The sequence below is a fragment of the Tessaracoccus lacteus genome (genome assembly GCF_029917005.1).
GTDB lineage: Bacteria > Actinomycetota > Actinomycetes > Propionibacteriales > Propionibacteriaceae > Arachnia > Arachnia lactea.
Genome location: NZ_CP123967.1, coordinates 951127 through 975976, shown reverse-complemented (window position 1 = coordinate 975976; position 24850 = coordinate 951127). Strand labels below are relative to the sequence as shown.

Below are 24850 nucleotides of genomic sequence, written 5' to 3'. Positions count from 1 at the left end.
CCTCACCTACAGCGACGTCTTCATGGTGCCGAGCCGCTCCGGCGTGACCTCCCGCCTCGACGTCGACCTCACCTCCACGGACGGCCTTGCCACCCCGACCCCGCTCGTCGCGGCGAACATGACCGCCGTGTCCGGCCGCCGGATGGCCGAGACCATGGCACGCCGCGGCGGGCTGGCGGTGTTCCCCCAGGACATCCCCTCCGACGTGGTAGCCGCATCCATCCGCAAGGTGAAGGCCGCGCACCCGGTCTTCGACACCGCCGTCACGGTCTCCCTCGACACCACCGTCGGTGAGACCCTGTCCCTCATCCCCAAGCGCGCGCACGGGGTGGCGGTCGTCGTCGACGCCGACCATCGGGTGCTCGGCCTGGTCACCCCGTCGGCCGCGGCCGGCGCCGACCGGTTCGCGCAGGCCCGCGACGTGATGACGACCGATGTCACGCTGGTCTCCCCCGACCTGACGCCGCAGGCGGTGTTCGACCAGCTCAGCGAGCACCATCAGAAGGTCGCCGTCTCGGTCGACGCCGACGGCCGACTCGTCGGCCTGATGACCCCGAAGGGCGCGCTCCGCTCCGCCATCTACTCCCCCGCGCTCGACCACGAGGGGCGCCTGCGCGCCGGCGTCGCGGTCGGCATCAACGGCGACGTGGCCGGCAAGGTCCGCACCGCACTCGAGGGGCTCGCCGACGTCATCGTGATGGACACGGCACACGGGCACCAGGAGAAGATGATCGGTGCCCTTGCCACCGCGCGCGACGTCCGCGACGCGTTCGAGGCCGAGACCGGCCGCCGCGTCCTGATCGTGGCGGGCAACGTCGTGACCGCCGAGGGCTGCGTCGACCTGATCGCCGCCGGCGCGGACATCCTGAAGGTCGGCGTCGGCCCGGGCGCGATGTGCACCACCCGCATGCAGACCGGAGTCGGCCGTCCGCAGTTCTCCGCCGTGCTGGAGTGTGCGCAGGCCGCGCGCGAGCACGGCAAGTCCGTGTGGGCCGACGGCGGCGTGCGGCACCCCCGCGACGTCGCCCTCGCGCTGGCCGCCGGCGCCGGCTCCGTGATGATCGGCTCCTGGTTCGCGGGCACGCACGAGTCCACCGGCGACCAGCTCGTCGACCACGACGGGCGCGTCTACAAGGAGTCCTTCGGCATGGCTTCGGCCCGCGCGGTGCGCAACCGCACGCGGGACATGTCCGCCTTCCAGCGCGCCCGTTCCGCGCTGTTCGAGGAGGGCATCTCCAGTTCCAGGATGTACCTCGACCCACAGCGTCCCGGCGTGGAGGACCTGCTCGACTGGATCACGTCCGGCGTCCGGTCCTCGTGCACGTACGCGGGCGCCCGCTCGCTGCCGGAGTTCGAGGAACGAGCCGTGGTAGGGGTGCAGTCCGGCTCCGGCTACGAGGAGGGCCGCCCGCTCGACAGGAGCTGGTGACCGGCGCCTCCCCTGTGGACCGGCGCCTCTGGCAGGCTGGTCACATGTTGGAGATCTCGCACGTCACAAGGACCTTCGGCACGCTGACGGCCCTGGACGACGTGTCCTTCGCTGTGCCCGACGGCCAGTTCACCGGCTTCGTCGGCGGCAACGGGGCGGGCAAGACCACCACGATGCGCATCATCATGGGCGTCCTGGCGCCCACCTCCGGAGAGGTGCGCTGGAACGGGCACCCCGTCACCCGCGACGACCGCTCCAGGTTCGGCTACATGCCGGAGGAGCGCGGCCTCTACCCGAAGCAACCCATCCTGGCGCAGCTCACCTACCTCGGCGAGCTGCACGGCATGCGCCGCGGCGACGCCCGGGCCGCCGGGCTGGAGCTGTTGAACCGGTTCGGGCTCGGCGACCGCACCCGGGACAAGCTGGAGAAGCTGTCGCTCGGCAACCAGCAGCGGGTCCAGATCGCCGGGGCGGTGGTCTCCTCCCCCGCAGCACTCGTGCTGGACGAGCCCTTCAGCGGGCTCGACCCCGAGGCCGTCGACGAGATGTTCGCACTGCTGACGGAGTTCACCTCCCGCGGGGTGCCCGTCCTGTTCAGCTCCCACCAGCTCGACCTGGTCGAGCGCCTGTGCCACAACATCGTCATCCTGAGCAGGGGCCGCGTGATCGCCGCCGGCACCGTCGCGCAGCTGCGGGCCTCGGGCCCCACCTCCCACGCGATCGCCGCCGACGGCGACCTCGGTTGGCTGCGCGGGGTGCCGGGCGTCACGGTCGTGGAGCTGCACGGGGACCGGGCAGAGGTCCGGTTCGCCGACGACGCCACGGCCCAGCGGGTGCTCCGCGACGCCCTCGACCGGGGCCCCGTCCACTCATTCGGGCCCGTCGTCCGGCCGCTCAGCGACTACTACCGGGAGGTCACCCGATGAACGCACCCCGCCGCAGGGCCTCGTGGGCCACCGTCGCCCGGCGCGAGATCCTCGCCCAGCTCACCGACAAGGCCTTCTGGATCGGCACTCTCGCGACCCTGGCGCTGGTGGTGCTCGGCCTCGGCTTCGGCGTGGTCTCCGCGACGGGGGGCGGCACGACCCGCGTCGCGGTGTCCACCGACGAGGCGATGGCGGTCGTGCAGCGCGCCGCTGCCACCGGCGTCGCCGTCAAGGCCGTCGAGGTGACGCCGGACGAGCTGCGCTCCACCGTCGCCGGATCCGACGCCGATGCCGCGCTCGAGCAGGTCCCCGGCGGCTGGGTGCTGACCGTCAGCGACCTGACCGACACTCCCGACCTGGCCGACGCCATCGCGCACGTGCAGATCTCCGCCAATGCGACCGCGCTCGGCGTCGACCCGGCCGATGTGCTGGCCGACACGACGCTCAGCGTCGTTCCGCTGGAGGGCGACGACCTCGCCGCAGTGGCCGTCTTCATCGCCACCGCCGCGTTCTCCGTCCTGTTCATGCTGGCGGCCGTGACCTACGGGATGCAGATCGCCCAGTCGGTCGTCACGGAGAAGGAGTCACGCGTCGTGGAGATCCTCGCCGCGGCCATCCCGGTGCGTCAGCTGCTGATCGGCAAGGTCGTCGGCAACATGGCGATGGCGCTCGGGCAGGTCGTGCTGATCGTGGGCGTGGCTCTGCTCGGGCTGTCATGGACGCACTTCGCTCCGCTGCTCGGCGTCGTGGGCGGGGTCGTCGGCTGGTTCGTGCTGTTCTTCATCGTCGGCTTCGCGTCCCTGGCCTGCCTCTGGGCCGCTGCCGGAGCGATGGCCACGCGCGTGCAGGACCTCAGTCAGACCACCACCCCGCTGACCATGGTGATCATGCTCGTGTACTTCGCCGGGTTCTTCGCGCGCGGCACCGCCGCGACCGTGCTCAGCTACGTGCCCATCGCCTCGACCGTCACGATGCCCGGCCGCCTGATGTCGGGGGACGCCGGCTGGCTCGACGCGGTGCTCGCCCTGGTCGTGGCGGCGGCATTCATGGCCGCCACGATCTGGGTCGGCGACCGGATCTACCGGCGCGGGCTGCTGCAGACGGGCACGGTGCTGAGGCTGCGCGACGCCCTGCGCCGGGCGGACTGAGAGAAGTCCACCCGGGGCACTACGATGCCGCCGTGACCATGACACGCGCGCAGCGCCTGGACAGACTCCCCTTCACCCGTAGGCATGGCCGGCTGCTCTACGGATCCGGCGTCGGCTGGGCGCTCGACGCGATGGACGTCGGTCTCATCTCCTTCATCATGGCCGCGCTCGCGCAGGAGTGGTCGCTCAGCAACGGGGAGCTGTCCCTGCTGGGTTCGATCGGCTTCGTCGGCATGGCGCTCGGCGCCTCCCTCGGCGGCCTGCTGGCCGACCGCATCGGGCGCCGCCACGTCTTCGCCCTGACCCTGCTCGTCTACGGGTTGGCGACGGGGCTGTCCGCCCTGTCGGTGGGGCTGGTGATGCTGCTCGCGCTGCGCTTCGTCGTCGGCGTAGGGCTCGGGGCCGAGCTCCCCGTCGCCTCGACGCTGGTCTCCGAGTTCGCCCCGTCGCGCATCCGCGGCCGCGTCGTGGTGGCCCTCGAGTCGTTCTGGGCCGTCGGCTGGCTCGCGGCAGCCTGCGTCGGGTACTTCCTGGTCCCCGCCTCTGACGCCGGCTGGCGCTGGGCCTTGGCCCTTGGCGCGATCCCGGCCGTCTGGGCCATCGTGGTGCGCTTCCACCTGCCCGAGTCCGTGCGGTTCCTGGAGGCGAAGGGACGCCACGCCGAGGCCGAGGCCGCCGTCGTGGACTTCGAGGCGTCGGCCGGGATCGTGACGCCCGACGAAGAGAAGGCCGACGAGGTCCTCGCGGAGCCCGCGAGGGTCGGCTGGGCGGAGCTCTGGCGGCCGCGATTCCGGCGCACGACCGTCGCGCTGTGGACCACTTGGTTTGCCGTGAACTTCGCCTACTACGGCGCCTTCATCTGGCTGCCGACGCTGCTCAGCCAGAACGGGATGACGCTGGTGAAGTCCTTCGAGTTCACGCTCGTGATGACGCTGGCGCAGCTGCCCGGCTACGCCGTGGCCGCCGTGCTCGTGGAGGTGTGGGGCCGCCGCGCGACCCTGGCCACCTTCCTGGCGGGCTCGGCCGTCGGCGCCCTCGCCTTCGCGACGGCCCCGCATCTCGCGGGGGCGATCGCCCCCGGCAGCGCCTCGGTCGGCTACGCCGTCACGCTGGCGGCGGCCTGCGTCCTATCGTTCTTCAACCTCGGAGCCTGGGGCGCCCTGTACGCCGTCACCCCGGAGGTATACCCCACCGCCATGCGTGCGACGGGCTCCGGCGCCGCGACCGCCTTCGGCCGCATCGCGGCGATGGGCGCGCCTCTGCTGGTCCCGGTGCTCAATGGCTGGGGCGGCCTGCCCGTACTGTTCGTCGTGTTCGGCGTGGCCTTCACCGTCGCCGCGCTTGCCTCCCTCGCGCTGCCCGAGTACCGCGGGGAGGCGCTCGCCGAGCGGTGAGGTCCCTCAGTGCTTGTAGTCGCCTCGGTAGAACTCCAGCACCCAGCCGGAGCAGGACCAGATGCCGAGCGCGACTCCCAGCAGCGAGATCCACGCCTGGTGCAGCGCCGGACCGAGGAAGATCACCGAGACGGTGACGGCGGCCCAGAACGGCCAGATGCTCTTCGGCGCGAAGAAGCCGACGTCCCCGGCCGCGTCGACGACCTCCGCGTCGCCCCGGTCCTCGGGACGGGGCCCGAACGTGCGGGCCGTCAGCGTCAGGTAGGCCGCGATCATGCCGCCCAGCAGGCCGGTGAAGCCCAGCACGAACGTGCCAGCGATCTCCCGCGACATCAGCCAGTAGACCGGCGTGACGATGCAGATGTAGACGAAGATGAACCAGAAGACGTACTTCTCGGGCTTCACTTGGCGTCTCCTTCAGCCGTGACGGGGGCGCCGTCGGTGGTGACGACGTCCTCGGGGTTCTCGGGCGTCACCCGGTCGAGAAGCTCGCCGGGATCCTCCGCCGCGTTGTGCGCGGCCAGCTCCGGCCTGGCCTCATCGAGCGCCGGGCTCATGGAGCGGACGCGGGGCAGGCGGTCGAAGTTGTGCCTGGGCGGCGGGCAGGACGTGGCCCACTCGAGCGAACGGCCCCAGCCCCACGGGTCGTTGACGGTGACCTTCGGCGACGTGCGCGTGATCCAGACGTTCCACATGAACGGCAGCATCGAGACGCCGAGCAGGAACGCGCCGAACGTCGAGATCTGGTTCAGCAGCGTGAAGCCCTCCCAGGCGCCGTAGTCGGCGATGCGGCGCTGCATGCCCTCGACACCCAGCCAGTGCTGCACGAGGAAGGTCATGTGGAAACCGATGAAGATCGCCCAGAAGTGGACCTTGCCCCACGTCTCGTTGAGCATCCTGCCGGTGAACTTCGGCCACCAGTAGTAGAAGCCGGCGAACATCGCGAACACGACGGTGCCGAACAGCACGTAGTGGAAGTGGGCCACGACGAAGTAGGTGTCCGAGACCGGGAAGTCGAGCGCCGGGGAGGCGAGGATGATGCCGGTCAGGCCCCCGAACAGGAACGTGGTGAGGAACCCGATCGCGAACATCATCGACGTGTTCAGCGTCAACGAGCCACGCCACAGTGTGCCGATCCAGTTGAAGTACTTCACGCCGGTTGGGATCGCGATCAGGAACGTCATGAACGAGAAGAACGGCAGGTTCACCGAGCCGGTCACGAACATGTGGTGCGCCCACACCGACACCGACAGCGCGCCGATGGCCAGCGTGGCGAACACCAGGCCGTAGTAGCCGAACACCGGCTTGCGGCTGAACGCGCTCAGCACCTCGGTGATGATGCCGAAGAACGGCAGGGCGATGATGTAGACCTCGGGGTGCCCGAAGAACCAGAACAGGTGCTGCCACAGGATCGCGCCGCCTGACGAGGGGTCGAGCACGTTGGACCCGAGGACGCGGTCGGCCTCGAGGACCAGCAGGCCGGCGGCGAGCACCGGGAACGCGATGAGGACCATCATCGACGTGACGAGGATGTTCCAGCAGAAGATCGGCATGCGGAACATCGTCAGGCCGGGCGCGCGCATCGTGATGATGGTGGTGATGAAGTTCACCGCGCCGAGGATGGAACTCAGGCCGAGCAGGTACAGGCCCATGATCCACAGGTCGTGACCGACGCCGGGCGAGTTGATCGCGTTACTCAGGGGGGCATAGGCGAACCAGCCGAAGCTGGCGGCGCCGCCGGGGCTGACGAACCCTGCGCAGGCCATGATCGAGCCGAAGAGGTACAGGTAGAACGCGAAGCCGTTCATGCGCGGGAACGCCACATCGGGCGCGCCGAGCTGCAACGGGAGGATCGCGTTGGCGAAGCCCGCGAACATCGGCGTCGCGAACATCAGCAGCATGATCGTGCCGTGCATGGTGAAGAACTGGTTGAACGTCTCGTAGTTCATGTACTGCATGCCGGGGTTGGCCAGCTCGGCACGGATGCCGAGCGCCAGCACGCCGCCGATCGCAAAGAAGATGAACGCCGTGACGAAGTACATGTTGCCGATGACCTTGTGATCGGTCGTCGTCAGGTACTTCATGGCACGCTCTCCGAGCGTGTGGTGGACCGCGGCACCCTCGGCGCCGGCCTCCAGCTGGGTGCGCCCAGCGATCGATGCGCTACTCACGAGTGCTCCTCGTCGGTCTCGGTGCTCGGCAGGGCGTTCTGGATCGTGTCCTGCACGAGACGCGCCCCCTCGTTGCCGCTCTCGGCGAGGTCACGAACGTACGCCTCGTACTCCTCCTCGGTGACGATGTGCACCTTGAAGAGCATCAGCGCGTGGTACTCGCCGCACAGCTCGGCGCACTTCCCGTCGTACGTGCCGAGCCTGTTCGGCGTCACGTCGAAGGAGTTCTCCTGGCCGGGGATCACGTCCATCTTGAAGTAGAACGACGGGACCCAGAACGAGTGGATGACGTCGGCGGAGTTCAGGTTGAACCGCACCGTCTTGTCGACGGGGAGGTACAGGTCCGGGATCGACTCCAGGGTGCCGACGGTGTGGGCGTCGGTGCCGATGTCGGGGTTGTCCGCCTCCATGTAGCTGAAGGTCCAGGACCACTTCTGGCCGACGACGTTGACGACGACGTCGGGCTCGTCGGTCTGCGAGATCATCGCGTCCTGCGCCTTGACGGTGTAGAAGAACAGCACGCCGACGATGAGGAAGGGCACGAGCGTGTAGAGCAGCTCGAGCGGCAGATGGTAGGTGGTCTGCCGCGGGGCGGGGGCGTCGCCGTCCTTACGGCGGTACCGGATCACCGCCCAGCCGATCAGTCCCCAGACGATGCCGCCGACCACGAAGGACGCGATCCAGGCGCCCACCCAGAGGTTGCCGACGTTCGGGGCCTCTGCGGACGCGGCCTCGGGGAGGCCGAGCCGGGCGCCCTGTCCGGAGCAGGCCGACAGAGCCACCAGGGCGAGCCCGGCAGCCGCCGCGACCCCCGCCCGAATAGTTGTCCGCCGCCTCGATGGCGCAGGATTGACACTCACCAACTTGCCCTTCCGTTCAGCTGTCGAACGCCGCCCGGATGCGGCCGGACTTCGAATGATGGGTTCACCTTAACGTAAAAAGGCCACCCCGCCCGCGGTTACGCAGACGGGGTGGATTACTATCGCGCGCGACCGGCGCCGCGGCCCAGCTCAGTGGAAGGAGTCGCCGCAGGCGCACGAGCCCTGCGCGTTGGGGTTGTCGATGGTGAAGCCCTGCTTCTCGATGGTGTCCATAAAGTCGATGGAGGCGCCGCCCAGGTACGGGGCGCTCATCTTGTCGGTCACGACGGTCACGCCGTCGTACTCGGTCGTGACGTCGCCGTCGAGGATGCGGTCATCGAAGTACAGCTGGTAGCGCAGGCCGGAGCAGCCGCCGGGCTGGACGGCGATGCGGAGCGACAGGTCGTCGCGGCCTTCGGACTCCAGCAGGGAACGGACCTTCTGCTGGGCGACGTCGGTGAGGACGACGCCGGGAACGGTCTGGGTGTCAGTCACGAGTGATGGCTCCAATGTGTAAGTGATCGCCGGGTGTCGAATCGAGTGTACGCCGGTGGCTGCCATCTCCCCAGCCTGACTGTCACCTGTCGGCGAACCGTCACCACCGCCAGGTGGCGGCCACGCCGCGCGCGACGCGGGTGAGTCCTTCGACGGTCGCCGCATCGTCGCCGGCGGCGACGGACACGGGGTAGGCGGACTCGAGGCCGGCCAGCCGGAGCTCTCGCGCGGAGATGTAGTTGCGCCCCACCACCGCGATCGCGGGGCGCAGCGCGCGGCCGGCAAGCCCGACGACGTGCTGCACGACGGCGCCGCCGACGCTGTGGAAGTCCAGGTTCTCGGCTCCCGTCACGACCACATCGGCCGCGGCCGCGGTGCCCTCCAGCTCGTACCGCGCGGTGAGCTCGGTCAGCGGGTCGGTGACGCGGGCACCGATGGCCCGCAGGATCAGTCCCGCTCCCCCGGCGGCGCCGCTGCCCGGCCCGGGGTCGAGACCCAGCGACGAGGCCCACCGCTGCGCGTCGGCATCGGCCGCCAGCACGTCGGCGAGCTCCAGCCCCCTGGCCCTGCCGGCGGTGGCGGCGAGCCCGCTGAGCCCGGTCAGCGGCAGGTCAGCCTCGCCGTCGGCCACCAGCGCCGTCAGGCGGCGGCCCGCCCAGCGCTCCCGCAGAGCGGCCAGCCCGGCCGCCGGGTCCTCGCCCAGCAGCCCCCGTCCGAGGTCGTCGACCTCGGCGCGGGTGAGGTCCACCACCACGTCGTCGGAGCCCGCGTCCAGGGCGTCGGCGAGGTCGGCGACGGTGGCCGGCGCCAACACGGTCACGCCGGCCGCCTCGCGGAGGCTGTCGGCGAGCTCGGGGCCGCCGGCGGCCAGCGGCACGACGGCGACCTGGGCTCCCTCGTCCGCGAAGGCGCGCCCGATGACCTCCGAGGTCTCGCGGGCGCTCAGGCCCGCAATGGCGTCGGATGCGACGAGAACCCTCACAGGTCGGGCGTGTCCTCGTCAGCGTCGGGGATCAGCCCGTAGTACTGGGTGGTGGACGCCAGCAGCTCGCGGACGTCGGCCAGGGAGACATCGATGTCGGGCAGCACGAGGTCGGACTCGACGATCACGTCGTCGGGCACCTCGACGCCGAGCCGGCGCACCCCCGCCGTCAGCGCCTCGAGCGCCTCGACCATGCCGGCCTCGTCACCGGCCTCCACCCGCTCCTCGAGGGCGCGGTCGAGCTCGTTCAGCTCCAGCAGGTGCTCGGGCTCCATGACCCACTGCCCCTGACCCATGATGCGCACGATCATGACTGCGGCTCCTCCTGCGTGGTCTCGGCACCGGCCTGCAGCTCGGGGCGCGCGGCGGGGGAACCGCCGGTGAGCTGGGCCTTCATCGCCGCCAGCTCGCTCTCGACCGACGAGTTGGCGGCCAGCGCGTCGAGCTCGCGGGAGATGTCGTCCTTGGCCAGGCCCGTCGGGTCCTCGAGGGCACCGGAGGCCAGCAGCTCGTCGACGGCGGACGCGCGGGCCTGCAGCTCCTGCGTCTTGTCCTCGGCGCGCTGGATCGCGAGGCCGACGTCGCCCATCTCCTCGGAGATGCCGGTGAACGCCTCGTTGATCCTGGTCTGCGCCTCGGCCGCGGAGTAGGTCGCCTTGATGGTCTCCTTCCGCGTGCGGAAGGCGTCGACCTTCGCCTGCAGGCGCGAGCTGGCCCGCACCAGCTTCTCCTCCTCGGCCTGCAGCGCGGCATGCTGCGTCTGCAGGTCGTTCAGCTGCTCCTGCAGCCCCGCCTTGCGGGTCAGCGCCTCGCGGGCGAGGTCCTCGCGGTTGGACTCGAGGGCACGCTGGGCGGCGGTGGTCAGGCGCTCGACCTCCGAGTTCATCTTGGAGGCCTGCAGCTCGACGCGCTTGCGGCTGGTGGCAACGTCGGCGACGCCGCGACGCACGTTCTGCAGCAGCTCAAGCTGCTTCTGGTACGAGTAGTCGAGCGTCTCGCGGGGGTCCTCGTACTTGTCGAGGGCCTTGTTGGCCTTCGACTTGAAGACCAGTGCGATACGTTCAAAAATGCTGGCCACTTCGGCGTCCTTCCAGACTGCATGCGATTTCCCTGACCAATCTAGCGCCCGGATCCAGCGTTCACACTGGGTCATTGCCCTGAGGCGACCCCGAGCCGGGCCGTCTCCACAGGGTACGATGGGACGCCGTAGTCTCCACCAAGAGGAAGCCGTCGCATCGTGGCCCTGTTCCGCCCCTATGAGCGCAAGGAGTCGTCCGACACGGGCGACCAGATCTCCGCCCTGACCCCGAAGGGTCGCCAGGCCGAGGAGAAGGCGCGCAAGACCGCCGCCGCACCGGCAGCCACGGTCGTCACCGAGGCGGAGGCGCCGGAGAAGATCCGCGTCCCCCGCAAGAAGGACGCCCCCACGCCCACCCGCAAGCAGGCCCAGGCCGCGCGGATGGACCGGCTGCACCCCCAGCTGACGCCCAAGGAGCAGAAGAAGGCCGACCGGATCGCGCGCCAGCAGGCCCAGGCCGACAACTGGGAGAAGATCGAGACCTCCCCCGAGCGGGTGCTGCTGCGCAACTATGTCGACTCCCGATGGACCGCTGCCGAGTTCATGATGCCCGCGATGATCCTGGTGATGGCCGCGGTCATGGCGACGATGAGCAACGCGGTACTGTCCAGCTGGATCGCGCTGACGCTGTGGGTGCTGCTGCTGATCACGATCATCAACGTCGGCTTCATGTGGCGGGGCTTCAAGAAGCTGCTTGCCGAGCGGATCCCCGGCGCCTCCACCAAGGGTCTGCTGGTCTACATGTTCAACCGCTCGCTGATGCTGCGCCGCTTCCGCCAGCCGTCGCCGGTCATCAAGCGCGGCGAGGCCTTCTGATGGCCTACCACTGGGTGCCGGTCTCCGGGGCCTTCTCGCGGGAGGCGCTCGACGGGGCCGACCTGCTGAAGGACTTCGACGACAAGGGCGCCGCCGAGGAGTGGATGACCCTGTTCTACGAGGACCTGCTCCACGAGGGGGTCGCCGAGGTCAGCCTGTACGAGGAGGACCGGCTCGTCTACGGGCCGATGTCGCTGGAGCCCTGAGCCGACACCGTGTCGGTGCGCAGCAGCACCGCCCCGAACACCACCATGCAGACGCCCGCGGCGACACCGTAGGGCGTCTGCTGGCGCGCGGCAGCGATCCGCTGCTCGTAGGTCTGGACCTTCCCGTCGTCCTGCCCGGTAAGGCTCAGGTGGCTGCAGGTGTCCCCCGGCCCCATCGCCTCGCCCCGGCACGTCGCCTGGGGGGACACCCAACTGACGGCCGCCCAGGCGGACACCGCGATGCCGGCGACGATAAAGGCCCACAGCGAGACGCGCTTGATCATGCCCGCCAAGGTATCGTGCGCGGCCACCTGACCCAAGCCGTCGCGGGGCGGTTGGCTAGGCTGGCCCGGTGACTCGAATCAACCCGACCCTGACTCTCAGCAAGTCTCTTCCGAAGTCCGTCGACGTGGTCGTCGTCGGCCTGGCGAGCGTCAACACGGCGGACACGGCCGCCGTCGGCGTGACCGCGGACCTCGACAGGGCGTACCAGAAGGCCTTCGGCCACACGGTCCACGAGATGGCCCTCGCCCTGGGCGCGAAGTCCGAGGCCGACGCCGTCACCCGGCTGCCGGCCCGCGACGGGCTCCGGGTCCTGGTGGTCGGGCTCGGCGACGCGGACGTGACGCCCGACCGGCTCCGCAGCGCCACCGGCGTCGCGCTGCGCGCGGCCGCCGGCCTGGCCGACGCGGCCGACCTGCAGGTCGCGGTGTCGCTGGAGGTCTCCGATCCCGAGCTGATCCAGGCTGCGGCCGAGGGCTCCCTACTCGGCGCCTACCGGTTCGCCCGCCTCACCGCCGACGCCCCCGCCGCCGCGGTCGCCTCGGTCGTGCTGGTCACCCCCGTCGTCGACGCCGTCCAGAAGGCCGCCGCCGAGGAGGCCCGCGTGATCGCCGAGGCCGTCTGCCAGGCGCGCGACTGGCAGAACACCCCGGCGAACCTGCTCTACCCCGAGTCCTTCGCCGAGGCCGCCAGGGCCTACGTCAAGGACGCGAAGATCGCCGTCGAGATCCTGGACGAGAAGGCCCTGGACAAGCACGGCTACGGCGGCATCCTCGCGGTCGGCGGCGGCTCGGCCCGCGCGCCGCGGCTCGCCCGCTTCTCCTACGCTCCCCGAGGCGCCACCGCGCACCTCGCGCTGGTGGGTAAGGGCATCACGTTCGACTCGGGCGGCCTCGACATCAAGCCCGCGGGCGGCATGGCCGGCATGAAGTTCGACATGTCGGGGGCGGCCTCGGTCGTCGCGGCCATCCGCGCGATCGCCGACCTCGGCCTCAAGGTCCAGGTCACCGCCTACGCTGCGCTGGCAGAGAACATGCCGTCGGGCAGCGCCTACCGTTCGAGCGACGTGCTCACCATGTTTGACGGCCAGACGGTCGAGAACTACAACACCGACGCCGAGGGCCGCCTCGTGATGGCCGACGCCATCGGCCGGGCCGCGCAGGACAAGCCGGAACTGATCGTCGACATCGCGACGCTGACGGGGGCCTGCATGGTCGGGCTCGGGCTGCGCACGGCAGGCCTGATCACCAACGGCGAGGAGACCTCCGACGTGCTGCTGGACGCTGCGGAGACCGCCGGTGAGGATTTCTGGGAGCTCCCGCTCAACGACTACGTCCGCGGCCAGCTCACCTCCACCGTCGCCGACATGCGCTCGGGCGCAAGCCAGCGATGGGGCGGCGCGCTCGTGGCCGGCGCGTTCCTCGAGAGGTTCGTCCCCGAGGGCACCGCATGGGCCCACCTCGACATCGCGGGCCCGGCCGAGAACCCCGACGAGGCGTTCGGCTACACGCCGAAGGGCGGCACAGGGATGGGTGTCCGCACGCTCATCTCGCTGGCCTCCAGGCTGGCCGATCAGCGCGGCTGACGCACAAGTCAGGACGCCAATGCGGTGGGCGGTCGCCGATTCCGGTGACCGCCCACCGTGCATGTGCGAGACCGAAAAGGCGGCTACTGTGGTCCCAAACCCGTGGGTCACACATTAGGAGCCATACGCACATGTCAACCGAAGTCACTCTTCCGGCGCTCGGCGAGTCCGTCACGGAAGGCACCATCTCCCGCTGGCTCAAGGCCGTCGGCGACACCGTTGAGGCGGACGAGCCGCTGCTCGAGGTGTCGACGGACAAGGTCGACACCGAGATCCCCTCCCCCGTCGCAGGCACCCTGCTCGAGATCCGCTTCGAGGAGGACGATGTCGCCGAGGTCGGCGCCGTCCTCGCCGTGATCGGCGACGCGGGTGCTGCCGCCCCCGCCGCCGAGACCCCCGAGCCCGAGGCGGCCCCGGAGCCGGCCGCCGAGCCGACGGCCGAGGAGCCCGTCCAGATCGCCACGCAGGCGGCCTCTCCGGCAGCCTCCAGCCCCGCCGAGGGGACCGAGGTGACCCTGCCCGCGCTCGGCGAGTCGGTCACGGAAGGCACCATCTCCCGCTGGCTCAAGGCCGTCGGCGACACCGTCGAGGCGGACGAGCCGCTGCTCGAGGTGTCGACGGACAAGGTCGACACCGAGATCCCCTCCCCCGTCGCAGGCACCCTGCTCGAGATCCGCTTCGAGGAGGACGATGTCGCCGAGGTCGGCGCCGTCCTCGCCGTGATCGGTGACGCCGCGGCCGCTCCCGTCACGGAGGCCCCCGCGGCCGCACCGGCCGCCCCCTCGGCGCCGTCGGCCCCGTCCGCTCCGTCCGCCGAGTCGACACCCTCTGCCGAGTCGGCCCCCTCCGCCCCGACCCCCGCGGCCGCCCCCGTCAAGGAGCACTCGCCCGCGGTCCAGGAGGCCGCGGCCCGCCGCGCCTCCGAGTCGGACGGCACGTACGTCACCCCGCTCGTGCGCAAGCTCGCCAAGGAGCACGGCGTCGACCTGGCCGATGTCAAGGGCACGGGCGTCGGCGGCCGCATCCGCAAGCAGGACGTCCTCGAGGCCGCCGAGGCCGCCAAGCAGCCCGCGCCGGCCGCCCCGGCTGCGGCGGCGCCGGCCGCCACCGCCCCGGCCGCCACCGCCCCGGCCGCCAAGGCCGCCCCGGCCCCGTCGCCGGTGCGTGGCACCACGGAGAAGCTCAGCCGCATGCGCAAGGTCATCGCCTCGCGCATGGTGGAGTCGCTGCAGGTCGCGGCCCAGCTGACGGCGACCGTCGAGGTCGACGTCACGGCGATCAGCCACATCCGCGGCCAGGTGAAGGACGACTTCAAGAAGCGCGAGGGCGTCAGCCTCTCCTACCTGCCGTTCATCACCATGGCGGCCGTCGAGGCCCTGAAGCAGTTCCCGGTGATCAACGCGCAGATCGACACCGAGGCCGGCACCGTCACCTACCCCGACGGCGAGCACATCAGCATCGCCGTCGACACGGACAAGGGCCTGATGGTCCCGGTCATCGCGAACGCGGGCGAGCTGAACCTCACCGGGCTGGCGAAGAAGATCGCCGACGTCGCCGCGCGCACGCGGGCGAGCAAGGTCGAGCCGCACGAGCTGTCCGGTGGCACGTTCACCATCACGAACTACGGCTCGGCCGGCACGCTGTTCGACACGCCGATCATCAACCAGCCGCAGTCGGCGATCCTCGGCACCGGCGCGCTCGTGAAGCGCCCCGTCGTCGTGGAGGACCGCTTCGGCAACGAGTCCATCGCCGTGCGTCACATGATGTACCTGTCGATCAGCTACGACCACCGCCTCATCGACGGCGCGGTCGCCGCCCGCTTCCTCAGCGCCGTGAAGGCGCGCCTCGAGGAGGGCGACTTCGGCGGTGAGCTCGGCCTCTGAGCAGAGTTGACCTGACCGTCGAATGCTGACCTTTGAATACCGAGGGCTTGACGTCCCACGCCTCCTGAGTGACTACCGGGAGGCGTGGGACTATCAGCGTCTCGTCCACGCGGGGGTCGCCGACGGCTCCCGTCCCGGCCACGTCGTACTGCTGGAGCACAGCCCCGTCTACACCGCGGGGCGCCGCACGAAACCGAGCGACTACCCCGTCGACGGGACACCTGTCGTCGCGGTGGACCGCGGCGGCGAGATCACCTACCACGGCCCCGGACAGCTAGTCGGCTACCCGATCGTGCGCCTGGCCGACGGGCTGGGCGTCGTCGACTACGTCCGCACGCTCGAGTCGGCCATCATCGACCTGCTCGCCGGCTACGGGCTGGCCACCGGCCGCGTCGCGGGCCGCACGGGGGTGTGGCTGCCGGCCACCGACGAGCGGCCCGAGCGCAAGATCTGCGCCATCGGGGTCCGCGTCGCCCGCCGCACCACCATGCACGGCTTCGCGCTGAACGTGCAGTCCTCGGCCGAACGCTTCGGCAACATCGTCCCATGCGGCATCTCCGACGCCGGCGTGACCTCCATCGTCGAGGAGTTGCCCGGCGAGTGGGACGTGGCGCGCGTCGCCCACGACCTCGAGCCCATCCTGCGCGAAGAGCTCGACCGCATCAGTTGGGTAGAGTAAGGCCCGTGACCGCAGTGCAGCCCGACGGACGACGACTGTTGAGGGTCGAGGCGAGGAATGCCGAGACGCCCATCGAACGCAAGCCCGGATGGATCAAGACGACCGCGAAGATGGGCCCGAACTACCGGGACCTGCAGCAGATCGTGACCACCGGCGACCTCCACACCGTGTGTCAGGAGGCCGGCTGCCCCAACATCTACGAGTGCTGGGAGGACCGCGAGTCCACCTTCCTCATCGGCGGCGACAAGTGCACCCGCCGCTGCGACTTCTGCCAGATCGAGTCAGCGAAGCCCGACGGCTACGATCCGGCCGAGCCGCTGCGGGTCGCCGCCTCCGTGAAGAAGATGGGGCTGCGCTACGCCACCGTCACGGGTGTCTGCCGCGACGACCTGCCCGACGAGGGGGCCTGGCTGTACGCCGAGACCATCCGACAGATCCACGCCGTCAACCCCAGCGTCGGCGTCGAGATGCTGGCCCCGGACTTCACCGGCAGGCCCGAACTCCTCGACCAGCTCTTCGACGCGCGCCCCGAGGTGTTCGCGCACAACGTCGAGACCGTGCCGCGGATCTTCAAGAGGATCCGCCCCGGATTCCGCTACGAGCGGTCGCTCGAGGTGCTGCGCATGTCCCGCGACGCGGGGCTGGTCACCAAGTCCAACCTGATCCTGGGCATGGGCGAGACCATGGACGAGGTCTCGGAGGCGCTGCGCGACCTGTTCGACGCAGGCACGGAGCTCATCACCATCACGCAGTACCTGCGCCCGAACGCCACACTGCACCCCATCGACAGGTGGGTCACCCCCGACGAGTTCGAGGCCCTTGCGCAGGAGGCGCGCGGCATCGGATATTCTGGCGTGCTGTCCGGGCCGCTCGTGAGGTCCTCCTACCGTGCCGGCCGGCTGTACCGCACAGCCATGGACGCCCGCAGGAAGACCACGATGGAGACAGTGAATGGCTAAGAGCGAACGCGCCAAGGCTCTGGAGGCGAAGCAGAAGGCCGAGGCCAGGGCCGAGAAGCTGCGCAAGAAGAACTCCACGAACCCCGACGACTGGGGCCGCGTGCGCCAGATCGTCGAGACGTACAAGATGACGGCGCAGTACGACCCGCAGCTGCACTTCTGGACCATCGCCGGCCTGCTGATCCCGTTCATCGCCTTGCTCGTCCTGGGCTTCGTGCTCGGCTCCCCCGTCATGTGGGGCATCACCGGCCTGCTGCTCGGCTTCCTGGCGGCCATGCTGCTGTTCTCGTGGCGCGCGCGCCGCGGCGTCTACGCCCGCTTCGAGGGCCAGCCCGGCTCGGCCCAGGTCGCGCTGCAGATGCTGCCGAAGAAGTGGCTCACCAAGCCCGCGATCGCCGCGTCCGGTACGCAGGAGCGCCCCCAGCTCGTGCACCGCGCGCTCGGCCCCGGCGGCCTGATCCTCGTCGGCGAGGGCGACGCCGGCAAGCTGAAGCCGCTGCTCGAGAAGGAGCGGAAGAAGCACGAACAGGTCGCCTACGGCGTGGACGTCACGGTCCTCACGATGGGCAACGCCGCCGGCCAGGTACCGCTCGACCAGCTCTCCAAGCACATCAAGAAGCTCCCGAAGCAGCTGACCGACGCGAAGATCCAGGAGGTCAACCAGCGCCTCAAGGCCCTGGATGCCCGCCCCAACATCCCCATCCCCAAGGGCTACATCAACCCGAAGGGCGCGCGCTCCGCGATGCGCGGCCGCTGATCGGTGGCCAACCTCGTCAACCTCGAATCGGTCACGCACGGATTCGGGACCCGCATCCTGCTCGATGACGTGTCGCTGGGCCTCGGCGCCGGCGACGTCATCGGCGTGGTCGGCCGCAACGGCGATGGCAAGACCACGCTGCTCAGGATCCTCACCGGCGACCTCGTGCCCGACGACGGCCGCGTCACCGTCGCGAACAACGCCTCGATCGGCGTCCTGACGCAGGCCACCACCGGCGACGACGCGCACACCGTGCGCGACTGGATCGTCGGCGGCGAACCCGACCACGTGTGGGCGGCCCAGGCAGACAAGCGCGGCGTCGTCGAGGCGCTGCTGACCGACATCGACCTCGACCGCGAGCTGGGCACGCTGTCGGGCGGGGAGCGCCGCCGCGTCGGCCTGGTCGCCGTGCTGCTCGGACACCACGACCTCATCGTGCTCGACGAGCCCACGAACCACCTGGACGTCGAGGCCATCTCCTTCCTCGCCGGCTACCTGCGCGAGCGCACCCGCGCCGGGCTCGCGATGCTGGTCGTCAGCCACGACCGCTGGTTCCTCGACGAGGTCTGCACCCGCATCTGGGAGGTGCACGACGGCGTCGTCGACTCCTACGACGGCGGCTACGCGGCCTTCGTGCTGGCCCGCGTCGAGCGGCAGCGCATCGCCGCCACCACCGAGGCCCGCCGGAAGAACCTGGCCCGCAAGGAGCTGGCCTGGCTGCGCCGCGGCGCCCCCGCCCGCACCTCGAAGCCCAAGTTCCGCATCGACGCCGCGAACGAGCTGATCGCCGACGAGCCGGACCCCCGCGACAAGCTGGAACTGCAGCAGTTCTCCGTCACCCGGCTCGGCAAGGACGTCTTCGACCTGATCAACGTCGACTACGCCGTCGGCGGCCGGTCGCTGCTCGAGCACCTGACGTGGTCCATCGGCCCCGGCGACCGCATCGGGCTGGTCGGCGTCAACGGCGCCGGCAAGACCACGCTGCTCGACCTGCTCGCGGACCGGCGCGAACCGGACCGCGGCAAGATCAAGCGCGGCCAGACGCTGCGGCTGGGCTACCTCTCGCAGACGGTCGGCGAGCTGGACGACTCCGACCGCGTGCTCCAGTCCGTGTCGCGGCTGAAGGAGCAGACGAAGCTGGCGACCGGGCGCGAGGCGAGCGCCTCCAACCTGCTCGAGGAGTTCGGCTTCACCGGCGACAAGCTCGTGGCCCGCATCGGCGACCTGTCGGGCGGCGAGCGCCGCAGGCTGCAGTTCCTCAGGCTGCTGCTCAGCGAGCCGAACGTGCTGATCCTCGACGAGCCGACCAACGACCTCGACATCGACACGCTCACCGTGATCGAGGACTACCTCGACCGGTGGCCCGGCACGCTCATCGTCGTCAGCCACGACCGCTACTTCCTGGAGCGCATCACGGACGTGACCTACGCGCTGATGGGCGACGGGTCGTGCGTCATGCTGCCCGGCGGGGTCGAGGAGTACCTCGACCGCCGGCACCGCGCCCAGGCCGTCGCCTCGGCCCCCACCTCCGCGGCCCCTGAGGCGCCGACCAGGTCGGACGCCGCGATGGAACGCCAGCGGAAGAAGGACCTCACGCGCATCGAGGGCCAGCTGGACAAGGTGGCCAAGGAGATCGAGAAGCTGCACGCCTCGATGGCGGACGCAGCGAGCGACTTCGAGAAGCTGGCTTCCCTGGACGAGAAGCTGCGCGCCGCGCAGGCACGCCAGGGCGAGCTGGAGGAGGCCTGGCTCGAGGCCGCGGAGTAGCCCCTCATCCGGCCGGTTCGGAACTGCGAGTTACGATATATCGGAAGTTGTCGTTCGACCTCGAGGAGCACCATCGTCCGGCTGCCGCAGCGCATCGACGACGTGACGACCCAGCTGGAGCAGGGCCGCCTCACGGTGAAGACGCCGGCGATCGACCGCCAGCTGCGCGCCCTGCAGCGCACGGCCACCCGGGTCGTCTCCGCCGTGATCTTCGCGGGCCTGCTCATCGGCGGCGCCGTGCTGCACGCCACGGAGCCGACGATGGGCGTCTGGCTGATGGGCGGCTCCGCGCTGCCTCTGCTCCACGCCCTGCTGGCCGGGCGCCGGCCTCGTCGGCACGGCGCCCGGCTCAGGGGGCGGCGGTCGCCCCCGTCAGCGGGGGCGAGTCCGCCAGCAGCCGGTTCTCGTCGTCTGTGAAGGCCCTGGCGCGTGACAGGAACCTCACACCCTCGGGGGCCTCGAGGCTGAAGCCAGCCCCGCGGCCCTTGACGACGTCGAGAATCAGCTGGGTGTGCTTCCATAGCTCGAACTGGTCGCCGTTGATCCACACGCGCACGGTGGGGTGGGGTTCCGGCAGGGCGATCTCCCCCACGAGAACGTCACGCTGCCCGATGCGGAATTCCCCCACCGGGTAGCACATCGGCGCCGACCCGTCGCAGCACCCACCCGACTGATGGATCATGAGCCCACCGTTGGTTGCCGTCAGCCTGGCGAGCAGGTCGACGGCCACGTCGGTGGCTACCACGCGGTCCGGAAGCGTGGTCATCTCAGAAGAAGCCCTTGGCGCTCTGGGCATAGCCGACCAGCAGGTTCTTGGTCTGCTGGTAGTGCTCGAGCACCATGAGGTGCGTCTCGCGGCCGATGCCGGACTGCTTGTAGCCGCCGAAGGCCGCGTGTGCCGGGTAGTCGTGGTACGTGTTGGTCCACACGCGCCCGGCCTGGATCTCGCGCCCCGCCCGGTAGGCCGTGGCGCCGTCGCGGCTCCACACGCCCGCCCCGAGCCCGTAGAGGGTGTCGTTGGCGATCGAGATGGCGTCCGCGTAGTCCGAGAAGGTCGTCACCGCCAGCACCGGTCCGAAGATCTCCTCCTGGAAGATGCGCATCCGGTTGCGGCCCTCGAAGACCGTGGGCTGGATGTAGAAGCCGGTCGACAGGTCGCCGCCGAGGTCGGCCGGCTCGCCGCCGATCAGCACCGTGGCACCCTCCTCCTTGCCGATCCTGAGGTAGGAGGTGATCTTCTCGAACTGGTCATTGGAGGCCTGGGCTCCCATCTGCGTGTCGGTGTCGAGCGGGTTACCCTGCCGGATGCGGCTCACGCGGTCGATGGCCTTCGCCATGAAGTCGTCGTAGATGTTCTCCTGGATGAGCGCGCGGCTGGGGCAGGTGCAGACCTCGCCCTGGTTGAAGGCGAACATCGTGAAACCCTCGAGGGCGCGGTCGAGGAACCCGTCGTCGGCGGCGAGCACGTCGGAGAAGGCGATCTTCTCGAGGTGCTCCTCCATGCGGTCGGCGATCCGCAGCAGCGCCAGGGCACGATCGGCGGGCGGGGTCTTCCCCCAGGCGGGGGCCGCGGCGTGCGCGGCGTCGAGCGCGAGCTCGATGTCCTCGGCGGTGGAGCGCGCCACCTCGCAGAACGTCTTCCCGTCGACCGGAGACGGGTTCTCGAAGTACTGCCCCCTGACCGGCGGCACCCACTCACCCCCGATCCAGTTCTCGTAGCGGGACTCGTAGGCCATGACGGACCCGTCGGTGCCGGGCTTCGCGTAGACGGTCAGAGGGGTTCCCCTTCAGTTGTCAGCCTCGTCGTTGAGGCGGTTGACACGGCGGCCACGTCGGTGTGGGCCATGTGATCGGCAAGCATGGGAGCCGATGGGGCCGCCGAACCGAGACTGTCGGCCGGGCGTCAGGTTAGGTAAGCCTCAGCGAAGCCGGGGAGTCTAGCACCAGTCGTTTTCCGATATATCGCGGGGGTCGCGACAGGGTGTCGACAACCTGCGTGTAGCGTTCCGGACGCCGGATACCCCCGCTCCGACAGGAGGCCACATGAGCCGCGACACGGCACCGAAGAAGGCGAAAGCCCCCCTGCATCCGCAGGTGAAGGCCGCCACCCCGTCCTGGATGGGACGCGTCAGCGTCGGCCTCGCCTGGGGCGGCGCCGCGGCCACCTCCGTCCTGTTCATCCGCACGGGGATCATCCTCGACCGTGGTGTCGCGGCAGTGGACGTGACGCTGCTCGTCGTCTGCGCCGTGGTCGCGGCCGCCTGCTCCGCCGGCTCGTCGTGGTTCGCGCAATGGGCCGAGGCAACCGCCGAGCGCACGCTGCGGCAGCGGCTCGTCGCGGCCGCCTTCGGATCGGGTGTCGCCGGCACGGCCGGCCGGTCAGGCAGGCTGCTGTCGTCGGCCACCGGCGGCGTAGAGCGGACCGCGCACTACCGTGCGGGCTTCCTCGGCCCCATCACGGGCGCGCTGACCACCCCGTTCCTGGTGCTCGCCGTCATGGCAGTGGGCGTCAGCCCCGCCGTCGCGGGCCGGCTCGCCCTGCTCGTCCTTCTCGTTCCTGTGCTGATCGGCGCGTTCCAGCGCTTCGTCCGGCCGCTGGGAGCCGAGTACGGCCGCTCGCTCGGCGCGCTGACAGCGTCCTTCCTCGAGGCCATCCAGGCCCTCGAGACCCTCGTGCTCGCCCGCGCAGCCGGCCGCGTCGCCGACGACCTCGCGGAGCGCGGGGAGCAGCACCGCGCCAGGATCATGAAGCTGCTGGCCGGCAACCAGCTGATCATCCTGATCGTTGACGGCGCGTTCTCCCTGACGGTGATCGTCGCCGCGGCCGGAATGTCGATCGCCCGGATCCAGGACGGCGCCATGACCTTCGGCCAGGGTGTTGCCATCGTGCTCATGTCGCTGCTGGTCACAGGCCCCGTCGACATGGTCGGCCAGTTCTTCTACATCGGCATCGGCGGCCGCGCGGCCCAGAGCCAGCTCAGTGCCCAGCTCGCCGCGCACGAGGCGGCCGCCCCCGCGGCCGGCACTGTCCGCGCCGCCGACGCCCTCCCCGGCTCGCTGGTGCTCGACGGCCTGACGTGCGGCTGGCCGGGAGGTCCCGACGTGCTGACCGACCTCAGCTTCACCGTCGCTCCGGGCGAGCGCGTGGCGCTGGTCGGCCCCAGCGGCGTCGGCAAGTCCACCGCGGGCGCCGCCATCCAGGCCCACCTGCGGCCCACCTCCGGCCGCGTGATCGTCGACGGATACGACACCGCGACGACCGACGGGGCCACAGTCCGCGCCTCTCTGGCCGTGGTCGAGCAGCGCACGTTCCTGTTTCTCGGATCGATCGCCGACAACCTCCGCCTCGCGAAGCCGGGCGCGACCGACGACGAGTTGTGGCGCGTCCTCGAGCTGGCCGGGCTACGCGACGAGGTCGCCGCCATGGAGCGCGGCCTCGACACCCCCGTCGGCGAGCAAGGCATGCTGCTGTCCGGCGGGCAGGCGCAGCGCCTGTCGATCGCGCGTGCCTGGCTTCGCGACGCGCCGATCCTGCTGCTCGACGAACCGACCTCCCAGGTGGACCTGGCGGGCGAGGCCGCGATCCTCGAGGCCCTCGACCGGCTGGCCGAGGGCCGCACGGTCCTGATGATCGCGCACCGCCCCGGGGCCATCCTGGCCGCCGACCGCACCGTCAGCCTCCGCCCCGCCGTCAGCTCCCAGAAGGGAATGCAGTGAACCGCCTCGACCTGACCCGCTGGCTCGTGCATCACACGCGCCAGTTCCTCCCCACCCTGACCCTCGCGGTGCTGGCCCGCCTCGCCGGGCAGCTGCTCGGCGTCGCGCTGCTGGTGGTGGCCGTGGAGCGCCTCGGCCGCGCCGCCGCCGGCGAGGACATCTCCGTCTGGGGCTCCGTCGGTGTGCTCGCCGCCATCGCGATCCTCAAAGCCGCCCTGCGCTACGCGGAGCACTACGCCGGCCACTGGGTGGCCTTCACCGCGCTGCAGCACCTGCGCAACCTGTTCTTCCACCGCCTCGTGCCGCAGGCCCCCGCCGCAACCCGCGGCCGCGCCGGCGCCGAGCTGACGGAGCGCGCCACCCGGGACATCGACCGCATCGAGGTCTTCTTCGCGCACACGCTGCCCCCGGCGATCTCGTCGGTCGTGGTGCCGGCCACGGCCCTCAGCTGGCTTGGCGTGGCCGTCGACTCACGGCTGGCGCTGATCGTCGCCCCGCTGGTGGTGCTCGGCGTCGTCGTCGCACCCTGGCTCGCCGGGAGATCGACCTGGCGGGCAGCCGGCCGCGTCGCGAAGGGCCGAGGCGACATCGCCGCCCACCTCGGCGACGACTTCCAGGGCCTGCGCGAGATCCTCGCGTTCGGCCAGGCGGAGCAGCGTCTCGCCGGCCTCGATGCGGCCGACGCGGAGCTCACGAAGGCCCGCAGCGGCTCCGGCCGCGTGCAGGGCGCCCGCGCCGCCGTCGGCACCGTGCTGCAGCTCGGCGCGATCATCGTGCCGCTGATCGTCGGCAGCTCCATCGGCGCCACCGCCATCGACATCGCCGTGACCCTGGCTGTGGTCGTGGCGCTGTGGAAGCCCGCGCAGGGCATCGACGACTTCGTCACGGGCCTCGACGCCTCGTTCGCGGCCGCCGAGCGAGTCCGCAGCATCGTCGACGGGGTCCCGACCGTGCAGGAGCCGACGGCGCCCTGCGCCCTCCCCGCCGACGCGACCGTCACCCTCGACGATGTCACGATGCGCTACCCCGGAGCCGAGCGTCCTGCACTCGATGCGGTGAGCGTGTCGTTCCCGGCCCGACGATGGTCGCGCCTGGTCGGCATCTCCGGCAGCGGCAAGTCGACGCTGGCCAGCCTGATCCCCCGCGGCTTCGATCCCGCCTCCGGCACCGTGCGGATCGGCGGGGTGGACGTCAGAGAGGTGCCGCTGGACGAGCTGCGCCGACGCGTGGCGCTCGTGTCTCAGCGGCCTACGATGCTGAAGGGCACGCTGGCCGACAACCTGCGCCTCGGCCGCCCCGACGCCACCGACCTCGAGCTCGTGGAGGCGATGCGCACGGTCGCCCTCGACGGCTGGCTCGCCGGGCTGCCCCAAGGCCTCGACACCCCGATCGGCGAGCGTGGCACCACCGTCTCCGGCGGCCAGCTGCAGCGAGTCGCCCTCGCCCGCGCCCTGGTCTCCCGCCCGGACACCCTGATCCTGGACGAGGCCCTCAGCCAACTCGACGCCGACACGGCGCGCGATGTGTGCGCCCGGCTCGCGGCGTTCGACGACGAGCTCACGGTGATCGAGATCACGCACCGCGCCGACCTCGTCCCGGACGACGCGTTCGTCACCGTCCTGGATGAGGGTCGCGTCGTCGAGGCGGGTACCGCAGGTGAGCTGCGCGCCGGCCGCGGCGCGTTCGCCCGCCTGGAGGCGCGCGTCGCCTGAGCCG

25 protein-coding genes are annotated in these 24850 nt (G+C 70.7%); 15 read left to right on the top strand and 10 right to left on the bottom strand.

Annotation, left to right across the window (positions count from 1 at the left end):
• Nucleotides 1–22: 22 nt before the first annotated feature.
• From QH948_RS04400 to QH948_RS04385, 4 genes are read left to right on the top strand one after another with little or no spacing between them, the layout of a single operon-like run.
• The gene (locus QH948_RS04400) at nucleotides 23–1429 is read left to right on the top strand and encodes a GuaB1 family IMP dehydrogenase-related protein (RefSeq protein ID WP_438874133.1); all 1407 of its coding nucleotides are present in this window, start codon (nucleotides 23–25) and stop codon (nucleotides 1427–1429) included.
• A gap of 44 nt (nucleotides 1430–1473) precedes the next feature.
• The gene (locus tag QH948_RS04395) at nucleotides 1474–2355 is read left to right on the top strand and encodes an ABC transporter ATP-binding protein (RefSeq protein WP_281145670.1); all 882 of its coding nucleotides are present in this window, start codon (nucleotides 1474–1476) and stop codon (nucleotides 2353–2355) included.
• A complete protein-coding gene (locus QH948_RS04390) occupies nucleotides 2352–3503 on the top strand; it encodes an ABC transporter permease (protein WP_281145669.1) in 1152 nt (383 codons plus the stop codon). The genes QH948_RS04395 and QH948_RS04390 overlap by 4 nt, the downstream gene beginning before the upstream one ends.
• 38 nt (nucleotides 3504–3541) lie before the next feature.
• Entirely contained in the window at nucleotides 3542–4897 is a 1356-nt protein-coding gene (locus QH948_RS04385) for an MFS transporter (protein WP_281146134.1), read from the top strand.
• 6 nt (nucleotides 4898–4903) lie between these two features.
• On the opposite strand, the gene QH948_RS04380 is transcribed toward QH948_RS04385, so the two are convergent.
• From QH948_RS04380 to QH948_RS04350, 7 genes are all read right to left on the bottom strand, one after another.
• A complete protein-coding gene (locus QH948_RS04380; protein ID WP_281145668.1) occupies nucleotides 4904–5302 on the bottom strand; it encodes a cytochrome c oxidase subunit 4 in 399 nt (132 codons plus the stop codon).
• Nucleotides 5299–7035, bottom strand: coding sequence for an aa3-type cytochrome oxidase subunit I (gene ctaD / locus QH948_RS04375; protein ID WP_438874132.1), 1737 nt, complete (start codon nucleotides 7033–7035; stop codon nucleotides 5299–5301). Before ctaD ends, QH948_RS04380 begins: the two co-directional genes overlap by 4 nt.
• 29 nt (nucleotides 7036–7064) lie before the next feature.
• On the bottom strand, nucleotides 7065–7850 hold the full coding sequence (ctaC, locus tag QH948_RS04370; RefSeq protein WP_438874120.1) for an aa3-type cytochrome oxidase subunit II: 786 nt from the start codon (nucleotides 7848–7850) through the stop codon (nucleotides 7065–7067).
• A 228-nt stretch (nucleotides 7851–8078) separates the two neighbouring features.
• Nucleotides 8079–8423, bottom strand: a complete 345-nt coding sequence (locus tag QH948_RS04365) for a HesB/IscA family protein (RefSeq protein WP_255555872.1) — start codon at nucleotides 8421–8423, stop codon at nucleotides 8079–8081.
• A 100-nt stretch (nucleotides 8424–8523) separates the two neighbouring features.
• Entirely contained in the window at nucleotides 8524–9405 is an 882-nt protein-coding gene (locus tag QH948_RS04360) for a glycerate kinase (RefSeq protein ID WP_281145667.1), read from the bottom strand.
• Nucleotides 9402–9716 (bottom strand): PspA-associated protein PspAA, encoded by a 315-nt coding sequence (gene pspAA / locus QH948_RS04355; RefSeq protein ID WP_281145666.1) that lies wholly within the window; start codon nucleotides 9714–9716, stop codon nucleotides 9402–9404. The genes QH948_RS04360 and pspAA overlap by 4 nt, the downstream gene beginning before the upstream one ends.
• Entirely contained in the window at nucleotides 9713–10483 is a 771-nt protein-coding gene (locus tag QH948_RS04350) for a PspA/IM30 family protein (RefSeq protein WP_219080609.1), read from the bottom strand. The genes pspAA and QH948_RS04350 overlap by 4 nt, the downstream gene beginning before the upstream one ends.
• 159 nt (nucleotides 10484–10642) lie before the next feature.
• Here QH948_RS04350 and QH948_RS04345 point away from each other — a divergent pair, with 159 nt between their 5' ends.
• The gene (locus QH948_RS04345) at nucleotides 10643–11299 is read left to right on the top strand and encodes a DUF3043 domain-containing protein (RefSeq protein WP_281145665.1); all 657 of its coding nucleotides are present in this window, start codon (nucleotides 10643–10645) and stop codon (nucleotides 11297–11299) included.
• Nucleotides 11299–11505: a hypothetical protein gene (locus QH948_RS04340; protein WP_281145664.1), complete on the top strand. Its 207-nt coding sequence runs from the start codon at nucleotides 11299–11301 to the stop codon at nucleotides 11503–11505. The genes QH948_RS04345 and QH948_RS04340 overlap by 1 nt, the downstream gene beginning before the upstream one ends.
• Here the strand turns inward: QH948_RS04340 and QH948_RS04335 are convergent.
• Nucleotides 11478–11789, bottom strand: a complete 312-nt coding sequence (locus tag QH948_RS04335) for a hypothetical protein (protein ID WP_281145663.1) — start codon at nucleotides 11787–11789, stop codon at nucleotides 11478–11480. The two genes, QH948_RS04340 and QH948_RS04335, sit on opposite strands and share 28 nt — an antisense overlap.
• 68 nt (nucleotides 11790–11857) lie before the next feature.
• Here QH948_RS04335 and QH948_RS04330 point away from each other — a divergent pair, with 68 nt between their 5' ends.
• The 7 genes from QH948_RS04330 to QH948_RS04300 all read left to right on the top strand — a co-directional run bounded on the left by QH948_RS04330 (nucleotide 11858) and on the right by QH948_RS04300 (nucleotide 19834).
• Complete coding sequence (locus QH948_RS04330) at nucleotides 11858–13372, top strand: leucyl aminopeptidase (RefSeq protein WP_281145662.1); 1515 nt, start codon at nucleotides 11858–11860, stop codon at nucleotides 13370–13372.
• Nucleotides 13373–13503: 131 nt separating this feature from the next.
• A complete protein-coding gene (sucB, locus tag QH948_RS04325; protein ID WP_281145661.1) occupies nucleotides 13504–15255 on the top strand; it encodes a 2-oxoglutarate dehydrogenase, E2 component, dihydrolipoamide succinyltransferase in 1752 nt (583 codons plus the stop codon).
• Between the two features lie 22 nt (nucleotides 15256–15277).
• The gene (lipB, locus tag QH948_RS04320) at nucleotides 15278–15934 is read left to right on the top strand and encodes a lipoyl(octanoyl) transferase LipB (protein ID WP_281145660.1); all 657 of its coding nucleotides are present in this window, start codon (nucleotides 15278–15280) and stop codon (nucleotides 15932–15934) included.
• Between the two features lie 5 nt (nucleotides 15935–15939).
• The gene (locus tag QH948_RS04315; protein ID WP_281145659.1) at nucleotides 15940–16893 is read left to right on the top strand and encodes a lipoyl synthase; all 954 of its coding nucleotides are present in this window, start codon (nucleotides 15940–15942) and stop codon (nucleotides 16891–16893) included.
• Nucleotides 16886–17650 (top strand): DUF4191 domain-containing protein, encoded by a 765-nt coding sequence (locus QH948_RS04310; protein WP_281145658.1) that lies wholly within the window; start codon nucleotides 16886–16888, stop codon nucleotides 17648–17650. Before QH948_RS04315 ends, QH948_RS04310 begins: the two co-directional genes overlap by 8 nt.
• A gap of 3 nt (nucleotides 17651–17653) precedes the next feature.
• Nucleotides 17654–19417, top strand: a complete 1764-nt coding sequence (locus QH948_RS04305; protein ID WP_281145657.1) for an ABC-F family ATP-binding cassette domain-containing protein — start codon at nucleotides 17654–17656, stop codon at nucleotides 19415–19417.
• Between the two features lie 102 nt (nucleotides 19418–19519).
• Entirely contained in the window at nucleotides 19520–19834 is a 315-nt protein-coding gene (locus QH948_RS04300; protein ID WP_281145656.1) for a hypothetical protein, read from the top strand.
• Here QH948_RS04300 and QH948_RS04295 read toward each other — a convergent pair.
• Both QH948_RS04295 and QH948_RS04290 read right to left on the bottom strand, forming a co-directional pair.
• Nucleotides 19767–20183: a DUF779 domain-containing protein gene (locus QH948_RS04295; protein ID WP_281145655.1), complete on the bottom strand. Its 417-nt coding sequence runs from the start codon at nucleotides 20181–20183 to the stop codon at nucleotides 19767–19769. The genes QH948_RS04300 and QH948_RS04295 overlap by 68 nt on opposite strands.
• A gap of 1 nt (nucleotide 20184) precedes the next feature.
• Nucleotides 20185–21192 carry an aldehyde dehydrogenase family protein gene (locus QH948_RS04290; protein WP_281146131.1) on the bottom strand — a complete coding sequence of 336 codons (1008 nt, stop codon included), beginning with the start codon at nucleotides 21190–21192 and terminating at the stop codon, nucleotides 20185–20187.
• A 268-nt stretch (nucleotides 21193–21460) separates the two neighbouring features.
• Here QH948_RS04290 and QH948_RS04285 point away from each other — a divergent pair, with 268 nt between their 5' ends.
• Together QH948_RS04285 and QH948_RS04280 are read left to right on the top strand one after the other, a co-directional pair.
• The gene (locus QH948_RS04285) at nucleotides 21461–23134 is read left to right on the top strand and encodes an ATP-binding cassette domain-containing protein (RefSeq protein ID WP_281145654.1); all 1674 of its coding nucleotides are present in this window, start codon (nucleotides 21461–21463) and stop codon (nucleotides 23132–23134) included.
• A complete protein-coding gene (locus tag QH948_RS04280; RefSeq protein WP_281145653.1) occupies nucleotides 23131–24846 on the top strand; it encodes an amino acid ABC transporter ATP-binding/permease protein in 1716 nt (571 codons plus the stop codon). The genes QH948_RS04285 and QH948_RS04280 overlap by 4 nt, the downstream gene beginning before the upstream one ends.
• Nucleotides 24847–24850: the final 4 nt, after the last annotated feature.

Bases quoted from the DNA above. Each gene is read 5' to 3' on its own strand.
- QH948_RS04400 (WP_438874133.1), top strand. From the start codon at position 23: ATGGTGCCGAGCCGCTCCGGCGTGACCTCCCGCCTCGACGTCGACCTC.
- QH948_RS04395 (WP_281145670.1), top strand. From the start codon at position 1,474: ATGTTGGAGATCTCGCACGTCACAAGGACCTTCGGCACGCTGACGGCC.
- QH948_RS04390 (WP_281145669.1), top strand. From the start codon at position 2,352: ATGAACGCACCCCGCCGCAGGGCCTCGTGGGCCACCGTCGCCCGGCGC.
- QH948_RS04385 (WP_281146134.1), top strand. From the start codon at position 3,542: ATGACACGCGCGCAGCGCCTGGACAGACTCCCCTTCACCCGTAGGCAT.
- pspAA (WP_281145666.1), bottom strand. From the start codon at position 9,716: ATGATCGTGCGCATCATGGGTCAGGGGCAGTGGGTCATGGAGCCCGAG.
- QH948_RS04340 (WP_281145664.1), top strand. From the start codon at position 11,299: ATGGCCTACCACTGGGTGCCGGTCTCCGGGGCCTTCTCGCGGGAGGCG.
- QH948_RS04335 (WP_281145663.1), bottom strand. From the start codon at position 11,789: ATGATCAAGCGCGTCTCGCTGTGGGCCTTTATCGTCGCCGGCATCGCG.
- sucB (WP_281145661.1), top strand. From the start codon at position 13,504: ATGTCAACCGAAGTCACTCTTCCGGCGCTCGGCGAGTCCGTCACGGAA.
- lipB (WP_281145660.1), top strand. From the start codon at position 15,278: ATGCTGACCTTTGAATACCGAGGGCTTGACGTCCCACGCCTCCTGAGT.
- QH948_RS04310 (WP_281145658.1), top strand. From the start codon at position 16,886: ATGGCTAAGAGCGAACGCGCCAAGGCTCTGGAGGCGAAGCAGAAGGCC.
- QH948_RS04295 (WP_281145655.1), bottom strand. From the start codon at position 20,183: ATGACCACGCTTCCGGACCGCGTGGTAGCCACCGACGTGGCCGTCGAC.
- QH948_RS04285 (WP_281145654.1), top strand. From the start codon at position 21,461: ATGAGCCGCGACACGGCACCGAAGAAGGCGAAAGCCCCCCTGCATCCG.